Consider the following 11,067-nt stretch of genomic DNA (forward strand, 5'->3'; position numbering starts at 1 on the left):
ACTGGGATTAAATTTATTTTCTATCTTAGTCGTCTTACTCTACCTTCAATTTAAAAAATTTAAACTTGTATAAGGATATTCTTCTCGTTAAACTTTACAATAAAATTTTTAAACATCACATTGTGGCTAAAACAAGAATGATTAAGTATAAGGATACAAGATGGATGTATCTAGTGATACCTTATAACGCTTCAACGGGACCATTGTCAACGTTAGTAACCTTACAGATTCTTTCGCTTGGCGGAAATGCAATTGACGTAGCATACGCTATCTCCCTAAGTAATGCAGTTCTAATTCCAGCTTCAATAATATGGGGATTTATGGCTGACAAGATGGATAGAAAGAAACAAATATTGTTAAGCTTAGCTGGAGTTTCAATACCACTTATTGTAATGCCCTTTATGAACAGTATCTCACTAGTCACCTTGAACTACGCTCTAATTACGTTCATGAGTACTGCATCAGCTACACCATTTAATTTGTTAGTGATGGAGTCCGCTGAGAAAAAACACTGGGGCTCTCTCTTCTCAAGATTCTCTTTATTCTCCTCTATAGGTGTTTTGCTAGGATTGGTTGTTTCGACTTTTCTAGTAATTCTCTTAAGAATTGACCAAATAGAGGAAATACTGGGATTTTCAGTACTGGCTACGTTGATTGCAAGCGTAAAAATACTACCTAAATCCATAATTACATTTGAAAGGACAGCTATTATACACCATAAGGAATCGTTTTTGACTAGAATGAGACACTTGCCAATGATGTTCCTTCATCTACCTAATATTCATCACTTTAAAATGTTTTCCGTGACTAGATTATTTAGGAAACCCATTAATTACATTCCTCTACTTTACTTAGGAATAGTGCTATTTTACATAAGCAGCGGAATATTCAATACTGTATATCCAGCAGGTTTGTACGTGAAGGGATTAAATAAATCTGAAGTTTTGGCTGTAATAAGCGTTGGTATGATATTTCAAATTTTAGGATTTAGGATATCCTCAACGTTACTGGAGAATAAAGATGAGAAAGGATTAGCATACACTTCACTTATTCTGAGAGGTGCGTCATACGTTTTACTTGGTATATTTGCCCAACTATTTTTAGGTATTCCAATATTAATCTCTGGATTAATATTCTATCCATTGGCAGCAGGAATTGCCTATGCAATCTTCTACTCCTCATCTACCACTTTGATATTCAAAATTGTTGGTGAGAGAAGGCAAGGAACTGGACTCGGTGTTTATAGTACAGTAGTAGGGATATCGTTATTTGTGGGGTCACTTTTATCTGGTTATATCACGCACTATATTAGCTATGGGATAGATTTTATAGTTGCGGGAATAATACTTTTAATTGCAGCATGGATATTCAGATATCTAGAGGAAGGATAGTTTTTCTTAATTTTAATAAAAATAAACTATTATTTAAACTTTATGACACTTTATCGACGTAAAACTTAGCACGCCTCTATATGATATTTAGCCTAACATTAGAGAATATAAATAAAATAAAACTTGATAGGTCTTACTTTTTTATAATATTTAATCATAAAATTTATTAAAATGATTTATCTAATATTTAGTAGAGGTGTAAAAAATGAGTGAAAAGCTCGATAAACTAATGCAATTAAAAGGAGCGATAGCTGCTGGTCAATATACGCCAGATGGAAAACTTGTAGAATACAAAGGACCAATGCCTAAAGAAATGGCCGAGATGGTAGCGAAGATGGTAGCAGCCAACACTTTAATGGGAACTGTGGAAGCAGAGTCTTTCACAAAGATTTCTGGAATGAGATGGACGCCATTCTTAGGGTGGGCTGTAGCTGCAGGAGAGTACGCAGTATGTGTAATGGGAAATTATGGAGTGTTCGTTAGACTTGCTGAGGCAGATTTCAATCAAATATTTAAGATATTAAGAGAAGTATCTGGAATATAAAGCTAAAAAGTTTTATAATATCTTCTTTTTTCATAAATCCAATCCTCACTTTCTTCATGGCATTCCATACCGTATCTCTTACAATTCTCCAATATTCTATTCCTCAAATTAACCCACCACTGCGTAAAACCCTCCTTAAATTTTAACCCCCTATAGTAATGGAAACTGTCGAAAATTACCCTTGCCTTAATATTTGAAATTTCTCGGATCATATTTTCTACCTCAGTATCATTTACACCTTGAATAATAGGCCCTATGAAAATCCAAGTTTCTAGCCCTTCATTACTGAGTTTCTCTAAGGCTCTTAATCTACCTTTAGCTGGAGGTGCGCTAGGTTCTAACTTATTATTTAAACTAGTAACTGTAACTCCAACATCAACTCTATCCTTATATTCTAAGAGTACGTCAATATCCCTTAAAACTAAGGGTGACTTGGTCTGAATTGAAACTCTGAAACCATTTTTTAATAATATCTTTAGACTTTCCCTAGTGAGCTTTCTTAAAGCCTCTATTGGTTGATAAGCATCAGTTATCGTGGATATCCCAACTACTCCCCTCTTATAGATTTTCACTTCTCTTTGTAAAACCTCAAGCAAGTTCTCCTTAACAGCTACAACTTTTCCCCAATTTTCTGAAGCCTCCCTATCTGGAGTGAAATTGGGAGCATAACAATAGGGGCAAGAAAATACACAACCTAAATAAGGATTTAGACTATAGTTTAACTCTTTCAATCCAGATTTACTTAAAGCAGATTTCACCCTAACGGACTTTACAATCATTTTAACCACTTATCAATGGTATTAAAGGAGAGTAATGACTTGCTTAACCACTGCTTTAAATCAGACCTTAATAATTTCTTAACGAAATTTAAGGAAGTACTTATATCGTCAAATACTACTGGCTTACCTTTAAACATTTCCCTAACATTTTCCCTAACAAACCAAACACCTACTGGCAAGTTAAATCCTTCATATATTTCCCTCCATAATATTGCAGTGGCTTGTCTCTTTCTGCTCGCCAAGAATTCCGTCACACCTAATCTAGAAGCATAATAACAGCCACCTATTTCTGGATAATCAGATCTACCATGGTACCTTTCGTTATCCACTTCTATATCGACATAGTTGCCAAACTTATTCCAAGTACTTCCAGGGTACCAGGCTTCTCCCCATTCAAAGCTCCAATCTCTAGGAAGAAGAATTGCTATGAAAAGATTCTTATTATGTTTTCTGAAATAAACTTCAACCTTGTCTATCGTGTCATAACTCTTTATATTCTCGATTAGAGTATCGGAAATAGTCTTATCCACTGCTGTTATACTCCATCTAGTAGGTACTAATTTTCTTTCCTTTCCAATTCCACCAATACTTAATATCTTGGATATTTTTTCTACGTCAATCCCTGCATTATATAATTTCATTATACCATCTTTCGCTCTCATATCGTTATCATCATAAACCTTCTCTACTACTGTTAAGGGAGGAGGCAATGTAGCTATTTCAAGCTTTTCCAATGGTGCTGAAGGACCTAGAGGTGGTAGACTTTCATCTAAAATACTTCCAGAAGGTATTCTCTTCAGCCTTAAATCCAATTCAACTGGTCTCGATGATATTGTTATACTCTGAATATCCAGTAAAAACCTATCTGGTAGTCTTGCATCATCTCTGTGATATTTGACACCACCTCTCACTAAGGAAAGCCTCATTGATAAGAACTCACTTAAGTCGGCATTGAGCCAATATTTGGAATCTTCAAACTTGCTCGTATCCCCCAAAATTGGCGGGGTAGAGGGATAAACTGTAATTTTGGGATAACTAAATCTACCTACAAAGACGGATGGTGGAGAAGAACCATATACCTCCTTGAAATTTACTCTTACCGTTTTAGTATTAACTATGATTGGACAGTATGAAAGACCGCAAAGATACTTTGCCCCTCTACATCTTATGCATAACTCTGGCCTTATCACTAATTTAATCTTACTCTCTTACCTATATAATATTTTTATCAGTTAACGTGTCGTTAAGCTCTTTTATTGCAATTACCAATTGTGCATGAACAAAAATCTGAGGAAAGTTACCCATAAACTCACCTTTTTCCACATCAACGTGTTCACCCACTAAATGTAGTTCTCTTGAAACCTTATTGATCTTATCCAATATTTCTACAGCACTGTCTATTTTTCCTAATCTCATATAAACTCTAGCAAGCCATACTGTGGTCAACAAAAATGGGTGTTTAGCTTCTCCCATGAAATCAGTTTTGTATCTTTTCACAAATACGTCGGTTTTTAGATCGTTTTCAATTTTCGTTAATGTATCAATGAATATACTATCATTAACTTCAATGAACCCATACAATGGTGCTGACAATAATGATGAATCTACGTCATCAGTATTCCCACAATATCTGATAAAATAATTGTTCTTTACACAGTTGGTGAATATCCAGTTTCTAAGCTTTTCCCTCTCTTTAGCCCAAATGTCCGCATATCCGATTAAGTTTGCTAGTTTTCCTATTTTATCCAGTGCTATCCACATCATAATTTTAGAGTGAGTATAGTGTTGAGGACTCCCTCTATCCTCCCAAATACCAGAATCTTTTAAGCTCCAATTCTCTACTATCCAATCCCCAATGTACTTCACTTTACTAAAAACGTCTTTCAGAAACACTTGATCATTAGTCAACTTTACATATTTATAAAGAGCCGAAATGAAAAATCCTTCAATATCTAATTGAATCTGAGAAGAAGCCCCGTTTCCTATTCTTACTGGTTTAGAATTCTTGTATCCGGATAGCCATCGTAATTCCCTTTCAGGGGGAGGAATTGTACCTTCTATCGTATATAGAGGATAGTAAAATGGCTTTGACGAGAAATTTATGAGCGAAAGTAAGAAGTTTATTATTCTCCTAGCTTCTACAATGAATCCAGCTTCTAGCAAGGCTTCAGCTATGATCGAAGAATCTCTTATCCATGCAAATCTATAATCCCAATTTCTCTTTCCACCTTCAACTTCTGGTAAAGAAGTTGTAGGAGCTGCAATTACTCCACCAGAAGGCGCATAAATAGAGCCTAGCATTGTATATATGGATGTCTTATAAAGGTCATTAAATGATGCAGCGTCTTTCACATCAGTACTTTTCCAATAGTTTACCGTATTTTCAAACGATCTTTCATACATAGCATTTAACGTTGAACCCCTTTCACTGAAAACGCCGTGTTTAACGTCAGAGGCATAGTTGGCTATTAAATATCCTTTTCCAGTACTAAAATTCCAAACGTAATTTCCGGATCTTTTGACCTCGCCCGAAAAGTCGTAAAGAAACGCTATACAATCTCTTCCTCTTGGATTTACAAATTTACTACCATCGATTATGGGCTTGTATAAAGAATAATAGAATCTAGGTCTGAACACTACCTTAAAAGGAATTTCCGATTCAACCTTTCTTATAATTACTGTTTCACCCAATGGTATGAGATCAGTAATACTTATTTCGCCTTGTTTAGTACGTATGGCAGTCATTAATACTAATGGATAAACATATTCTTGTTTAACGGCTATTATTTCTTGTCCTTCTGGTAATATGGAAAACTCCCCTCCATCTTCATCTAACAACCTAGTGAACACTGACGGGGAGTCGAATTTAGGAACTGGAAACCAAACAATTGAAGATAAATCAATTAGGGCTGATGTTATCTGATTTGAGATGAATCCAAGTGTTTTCATAAATATCAAGAAAGGTCAAACAACTATATAAGTCATTAGCCAAATAAGGCAAATAGATCATAATCATTATTTAAGATATAAGTAGATAAGAAATATTATGATTAAAGATGTACTGTCTTGACGATAGGAAAAGGATACCAGCTAATGTTGTATGCTCATCATATAATTTCAAAATAAGGGCTATAATTAATGGAAAACCTTATATGGCTAGTTATGAGGAGTTGTGGAACTTCCCATTAGACGGCTTAAATAGCATTCACTTATTCGAGAATATGGATTACGCGTTGAGAAATGATCCGTTTCTCTCAGCTACTAGTTCTATAGCAATATTCGTTTCCGAAAAGGAGGACATCGAAGGCTTTGTGGAACTAATATTATCGAAAACACTTTTTGAAATAAGATCTATTATTTTAGCAGAAAACCCAATTTCAAAATATGGAGATAGTGAAGTAACGTTGTCTTCAAGTTCACTCTACTATAGTGTAAGTTATAGGAACGATAGGCTGATGATCAAGGCTAAGGATAGAGAGGGATATTATGAGATAATCATGAAATTGCACAATTTTACCTTTGTAAGCGATTACAGGGAATTGTTGAGAAGTGTGGAGAAGGTGGGGAAAAGCACAAGAGTCGTCATTTGAAAGTTTTTTAACTATCATGACAATATATTACATATGAAAGTGCTTGATGTTGCAAATCCTGTTGTAATAACTGTTTTCCCAGAGTCCTCCTTAAAGGAGGCAATTGATATACTTTCCAATAATCCAACAGGTAGAATTGTTGTTTTAAAGGAGGAAAAGCCTATTGGAATGGTTTCTACTAGGGATGTTGTTGCATCTTTCAGCGAATACGGGACTAATATATACGATTTAAAGGTTAAGGATATAATGAGCAAGGATTTAATTACTGTCTCGCCCAATGATGACGTCAATCATGTAGTTAGAATAATGTTAATGAACAATATTGGAGGGATTCCAGTAGTTGATAATAACGCTATTGTGGGTATTTTTACTGAAAGAGAGGTCTTAAAACTAGTAGCGTCCTCGATGTTCTCTGGATTAGTTGATTCCGTGATGTCAAGTAACATAGTATCCATAGGTGAGGAAAACACAATATTAGAAGCTGCCAAACTAATGGCCATGAATAACGTGAGGAGATTACCAGTATTTAGCAAGGATAACAAACTAATTGGTATAATTACTGCAGCTGATATAGTTAAATATCTAGCTAAGAATAAAAATATAGGAAAAGTCCTAGATGCTGGTACTAAAAACCCAATAACTATTAGCAGATATTACAGTATATTAAATGCGGCTAAATTGATGATAGAAAAGAGAATAGGCACATTACCAGTTATGGAAAATCAAAAATTAGTTGGAATAGTTACTGAAAGAGACCTTATGTATGCGTACATTAACATAGTATAAAAACTTTTTTAATCATTTATTTTTGGCCTCCATTATTAGCTAACTTTTCCGTATCTGTCCTTCTCCAAGGCTCTGCATTTTCCTTAAACTCTATTCTCTTCTCTATTTGTGATAAGTATTTAGCAATCTTTTCAGCATACTCGTAATCATAAACCCTATTTATGGCAATTCTCTGAGCCTCTGGACTACCTGCTCCGTGAACTGACTCAATGAGGAACGCTACACTAAACCCTATATTCTCCAATAATCTTACCATTCTTAGCCTATCTTCCGTACTGTAGTCCATCATACCTTGTAGGTACTTCTCAATGTATGGTTTAAGTTTAGGGTTCTTTAGGTCCCACTCACTAGGAGCAGTGCCTATTATACCTCCTGCGATATCGGTTGAAAACTTAGTAATCTCGTAAGGAAATCTCGTAACTAATTGCTTAGTAACGTTTGCAAACATGGGATTCACCCACCAGCACCCATCCTCACATAACTTAACTGCATCTAGACTGGCAGCAATACCACTTCCATACATGTTCTCATTCAACAAAACCATTTCATTCAGCTTATTCTGAATATGTGGAGCTTTTTCAACTCCAATTTGTTTAGCTAAATTATATGCTGCGCCAATTATCACATCCCCTAATCCAGATTTACAACCTCCATAGCCTTGCCTATGATAGGAGCTGAAAATTTCAACTAGGATTCCGCTCATCTGCCAATCCCCTAACATAAACACTCTTTCCATTGGAACGAAGACGTTATCAAATATTACCAAGCCCTCATGATTAGTGCGATAGGGCAATCCATCTATCTCCCCTTCTTCTAACCTTCTCCCATCATTAACTTGTCTTCCTATTATAACCTTAATACCCTCAGTATCCAAGGGGATGGAAAAGGCTACCGCAAAATCCTTATCTTTTTCACTCATTGCTCTAGTTGGCATTACAATAATTTCTTCAGATGCTGCTATTCCGGTTATATTGGCCTTAGCACCTGAGACATAAATACCATCTTTAGTAGCTTGAGTTACTCTTAAGTAGGCATGAGGTTGTTCATTAGGTCTTAACGTTCTTACACCTTTAACATCAGTCATGGCTCCAGCTAATGCTATATCATTCTTTTGAACGTATTTCAGATATTCAACAAATCTCTCATAATACTCCTTTTTACCCCTTTCCGCCATAAGTCTGGAGGTGACGTATATTGTATTTAGTGCGTCCCAACCTACGCATCTTTGGAAACAAGCTCCCGTTTTGTGACTAATCTTTCTCAGAAGTTTAACCTTGGCTGACAAATCTTCTGGAGATCTATGGATATGGGTGAATCTATTTACCTCTTCATTAATGAAGGAACTCCATGCTCTACCTAAAGATTTACTATCCTCCTCATGGGCTGCATCATAAGTTGCTTTAAATGCAAGTACTGAAGGCTTTAAGAAAGGATGCTCTGTTACATCCTTTACTTCCTTCCCCATAACGTAAATTTCAACCTTATTTCTATGCCTAATTGCATTAACGTACTCTTCCCCAGTTCTTAGAACCATATTATATAATAGTAGAGTTGGTTTATAAAGTTATATATATACCAATAAAGATAATTGTAAAAACTTTATGACTAGTACTTTTAAAATTCAAACCAACATACTTAAAAAGACAGAATACATTATTCTCTAGTGGATGAGGAACTTTATACTTTAATTGAATTCTTAAAGAAACCCTCTATATCTGCAACTGGAGAAGGAATAGAAGAAACGGCGAACTATCTCAAGGAAACCATCGAGAAGTTATTGGGCGTAAAGGCAAATATTGAGAAGACTAAGGGTCATCCGGTAGTGTATGCTGAAATTAACGTTAATGCTAAAAAAACGCTACTTGTTTATAACCATTATGACGTTCAACCAGTGGATCCAATAAGCGAGTGGAAAAGAGCACCCTTTTCAGCAACAATTGAAAATGACAGAATCTACGCCAGGGGAGCCTCGGACAATAAAGGAACTTTAATGGCAAGGCTATTTGCTATTAAGCACTTAATAGATAAGCACGAATTGAATGTTAACGTGAAATTACTTTACGAGGGAGAGGAGGAAATTGGCAGTGTAAATTTGGAAGACTATATCGAAAAGAACGCTAATAAACTAAAGGCAGATTCAGTGATAATGGAGGGTGCTGGCTTAGACCCTAAAGGAAGACCACAAATAGTGCTAGGAGTAAAAGGATTATTATATGTTGAACTAGTGCTTGACTATGGAACTAAAGATCTACACTCTTCAAATGCGCCCTTAGTTAGAAATCCATGCATAGACCTATCTAAGGTAATATCTACATTGGTAGATATGGAAGGAAGAGTGCTGATTGAGGGGTTTTATAATGATGTAAGAGAATTAACGGAAGAAGAAAGAGAGTTAATAAAGAAATATGATATCGATGTAGAGGAACTAAGGAAAGCGTTAGGGTTTAAAGAATTAAGGTATTCTGATAGGGAAAAGATTGCTGAAGCATTACTAACTTACCCAACTTGTAATGTTGATGGATTCGAATGTGGATATACTGGAAAGGGCAGTAAAACAATCGTACCGCATAGAGCATTTGCGAAATTGGATTTTAGGCTAGTCCCTAATCAAGATCCTTACAAGATTTTCGAGCTGTTGAAGAAACACCTCCAAAAGGTTGGCTTTAATGGGGAAATAATTACTCATGGCTTCGAATATCCTGTTAGGACATCAGTTAACTCTCCAGTAGTCAAGGCAATGATAGAATCCGCTAGAAGAGTATATGGCACTGAACCACAAGTTATTCCTAATTCTGCTGGTACGCAACCCATGGGGCTTTTTGTTTATAAGTTGGGGATAAGGGATGCAGTCAGTGCAATAGGTGCTGGAGGGTATTACTCGAATGCGCATGCGCCTAATGAAAATATTAGGATAGATGACTACTATAAAGCTATAAAACATACCGAGGAATTTCTAAAATTATATTCGACACTATAATATATAATCTTAATAAATAAGAAAGTAAAAAGTTCCATGTGGAGCTTCCAGGTTATGATTACATCGTAGTGTATAAGGATATTCATTTTGGGAGACCACATATAGCTGGAACTTTAATCAGGCCGGAAAGTGTACTATACGAACTTGCAAAAGATAAAACATTTGACGAAGTTTCAAAAGCGTTTTACAATCAAATAAACTTCAAACAAATAAAGGAGTGTATAAGATACGCTATTGATGTGATGAAAATATTAAAATATTATAAGAAAGTAAAGCCGAAAGTCCCAAGACGGTTGAAGAGAAAATTAGGACCTACTAGCTACCCTTTCATAGATAAGGAAAATGAAAATAATAAATATGATCCTACAATAAAAAACTCTAATGTGAAAGTAGTAGATGTTCTAAACAAACTATATGAAGGAAAGGAAATTTCACAAGTGGCTGAGGAGCTAAGTATACCCAAAGAGGCCGTAATTGAGTCAATTCTCTACTCTGCTTCACTTATAGATGATTTTCACCTATCGTTATCTGAGTTCAAGGATCCTGCTTCAGTAGTAATTGAATCCTTTAACTATATTAGAAAGAAGTAGTAGAGACGGTAACTGAAGGATAGGCAGCTTTTATCTTTTCAACAGTTTTCTCGTCTGGAGTTATAATTTTATTTATCTTCATAGCGTAGACTGCTATATCTAAACTGTCCCAAATTTCCTTATCTTCAGCTGAAATATGGTAGATATTTGAACTCAGTTCACCTAACTGGGAAGGTTTACTTACATAGGCCATGTAAGACTCGTTAGAAGGTGGAATTTCTATCTTATTTACATCTATTAACTCAGCTCTTACTTTATCTCCAAATATTCTTTTCAGATTTTCCTTTTGAATTTCCATGTTCAACCTTTCCAATTCTGAAAGGGAGCTAAATTTCTTTGAGATAAACTGACTCACTAGCTTCTCCTCAACAAGTGATGTTATTTTCTTTCCTTCTTTTAAGGAGGAGTAA

11 protein-coding genes (1 of these 11 cut by a window edge) are annotated in these 11,067 nt (G+C 35.4%); 6 read left to right on the forward strand and 5 right to left on the reverse strand.

The genetic code is table 11. From position 1 onward, the window contains the following. Window positions 1-137 precede the first annotated feature (137 nt). The gene (locus J5U23_RS03930) at window positions 138-1,391 is read left to right on the forward strand and encodes an MFS transporter (RefSeq protein WP_218267022.1); all 1,254 of its coding nucleotides are present in this window, start codon (window positions 138-140) and stop codon (window positions 1,389-1,391) included. A gap of 205 nt (window positions 1,392-1,596) precedes the next feature. Next, complete coding sequence (locus J5U23_RS03935; protein ID WP_218267023.1) at window positions 1,597-1,935, forward strand: DUF2173 family protein; 339 nt, start codon at window positions 1,597-1,599, stop codon at window positions 1,933-1,935. Window positions 1,936-1,937: 2 nt separating this feature from the next. On the opposite strand, the gene J5U23_RS03940 is transcribed toward J5U23_RS03935, so the two are convergent. The 3 genes from J5U23_RS03940 to treH1 are packed head-to-tail and all read right to left on the reverse strand — an operon-like array spanning window position 1,938 to window position 5,663. Then, complete coding sequence (locus J5U23_RS03940) at window positions 1,938-2,714, reverse strand: SPL family radical SAM protein (protein WP_218267024.1); 777 nt, start codon at window positions 2,712-2,714, stop codon at window positions 1,938-1,940. Next, window positions 2,711-3,904, reverse strand: a complete 1,194-nt coding sequence (locus J5U23_RS03945) for an Nre family DNA repair protein (protein ID WP_218267025.1) — start codon at window positions 3,902-3,904, stop codon at window positions 2,711-2,713. Before J5U23_RS03945 ends, J5U23_RS03940 begins: the two co-directional genes overlap by 4 nt. 22 nt (window positions 3,905-3,926) lie before the next feature. Continuing rightward, entirely contained in the window at window positions 3,927-5,663 is a 1,737-nt protein-coding gene (gene treH1, locus J5U23_RS03950; RefSeq protein WP_218267026.1) for an alpha,alpha-trehalase TreH1, read from the reverse strand. Window positions 5,664-5,770: 107 nt separating this feature from the next. Between treH1 and J5U23_RS03955 the strand changes: the two genes are divergently transcribed. After that, window positions 5,771-6,304, forward strand: coding sequence for a hypothetical protein (locus J5U23_RS03955; RefSeq protein ID WP_218267027.1), 534 nt, complete (start codon window positions 5,771-5,773; stop codon window positions 6,302-6,304). Between the two features lie 33 nt (window positions 6,305-6,337). After that, window positions 6,338-7,090, forward strand: a complete 753-nt coding sequence (locus J5U23_RS03960; RefSeq protein ID WP_218259528.1) for a CBS domain-containing protein — start codon at window positions 6,338-6,340, stop codon at window positions 7,088-7,090. Window positions 7,091-7,106: 16 nt separating this feature from the next. Here the strand turns inward: J5U23_RS03960 and J5U23_RS03965 are convergent, their stop codons facing one another. Beyond that, window positions 7,107-8,624: a 4-hydroxyphenylacetate 3-hydroxylase family protein gene (locus J5U23_RS03965; protein ID WP_218267028.1), complete on the reverse strand. Its 1,518-nt coding sequence runs from the start codon at window positions 8,622-8,624 to the stop codon at window positions 7,107-7,109. Between the two features lie 129 nt (window positions 8,625-8,753). Between J5U23_RS03965 and J5U23_RS03970 the strand changes: the two genes are divergently transcribed. Further along, entirely contained in the window at window positions 8,754-10,067 is a 1,314-nt protein-coding gene (locus J5U23_RS03970; protein ID WP_218267029.1) for a M20/M25/M40 family metallo-hydrolase, read from the forward strand. Window positions 10,068-10,105: 38 nt separating this feature from the next. Next, window positions 10,106-10,657: a DUF433 domain-containing protein gene (locus J5U23_RS03975; RefSeq protein WP_218267030.1), complete on the forward strand. Its 552-nt coding sequence runs from the start codon at window positions 10,106-10,108 to the stop codon at window positions 10,655-10,657. On the opposite strand, the gene J5U23_RS03980 is transcribed toward J5U23_RS03975, so the two are convergent. Further along, window positions 10,644-11,067 carry the 3' portion of a beta-class carbonic anhydrase gene (locus J5U23_RS03980; protein WP_218259532.1) on the reverse strand. The gene runs 209 nt beyond the window's last position, so 424 of the gene's 633 nt are visible here — the last part of the coding sequence; its start codon lies off the right edge, out of view — the gene reads right to left on this strand; it ends in the stop codon at window positions 10,644-10,646. The genes J5U23_RS03975 and J5U23_RS03980 overlap by 14 nt on opposite strands.

This window comes from Saccharolobus shibatae B12, assembly GCF_019175345.1.
Classification (GTDB): domain Archaea; phylum Thermoproteota; class Thermoprotei_A; order Sulfolobales; family Sulfolobaceae; genus Saccharolobus; species Saccharolobus shibatae.

Bases quoted from the DNA above. Each gene is read 5' to 3' on its own strand.
- J5U23_RS03930 (WP_218267022.1), top strand. From the start codon at position 138: ATGATTAAGTATAAGGATACAAGATGGATGTATCTAGTGATACCTTAT.
- J5U23_RS03935 (WP_218267023.1), top strand. From the start codon at position 1,597: ATGAGTGAAAAGCTCGATAAACTAATGCAATTAAAAGGAGCGATAGCT.
- J5U23_RS03940 (WP_218267024.1), bottom strand. From the start codon at position 2,714: ATGATTGTAAAGTCCGTTAGGGTGAAATCTGCTTTAAGTAAATCTGGA.
- treH1 (WP_218267026.1), bottom strand. From the start codon at position 5,663: ATGAAAACACTTGGATTCATCTCAAATCAGATAACATCAGCCCTAATT.
- J5U23_RS03955 (WP_218267027.1), top strand. From the start codon at position 5,771: ATGTACTGTCTTGACGATAGGAAAAGGATACCAGCTAATGTTGTATGC.
- J5U23_RS03960 (WP_218259528.1), top strand. From the start codon at position 6,338: ATGAAAGTGCTTGATGTTGCAAATCCTGTTGTAATAACTGTTTTCCCA.
- J5U23_RS03965 (WP_218267028.1), bottom strand. From the start codon at position 8,624: ATGGTTCTAAGAACTGGGGAAGAGTACGTTAATGCAATTAGGCATAGA.